We start from the raw sequence: 215 nt of genomic DNA, 5'->3' as shown, positions 1-215 counted from the left end.
AAAATCCCCGTGTCGGCGGTTCGATTCCGTCTCTGGGCACCATATTTTGGTGCCATGAAATAAAAACGTGTTCATGCACAATGGTTTGAAGTGTGCCGGCTTAGCTCAGTAGGTAGAGCAACTGACTTGTAATCAGTAGGTCACCAGTTCGATTCCGGTAGCCGGCACCATTTGCCCAGATAGCTCAGTCGGTAGAGCAGGGGATTGAAAATCCC

The 215-nt window shown here is 49.8% G+C and carries 1 tRNA gene; it reads left to right on the top strand.

Annotation, left to right across the window (positions count from 1 at the left end):
• Positions 1-94 precede the first annotated feature (94 nt).
• Positions 95-170 (top strand) — tRNA-Thr (locus AACR77_RS04765).
• Positions 171-215: the final 45 nt, after the last annotated feature.

The organism is Aeromonas sp. ZOR0002 (assembly GCF_963866995.1).
Taxonomy (GTDB): domain Bacteria; phylum Pseudomonadota; class Gammaproteobacteria; order Enterobacterales; family Aeromonadaceae; genus Aeromonas; species Aeromonas caviae.
Note: the sequence above shows the minus strand (reverse complement) of the source record. Positions and strands in the feature narration are given on the sequence as shown.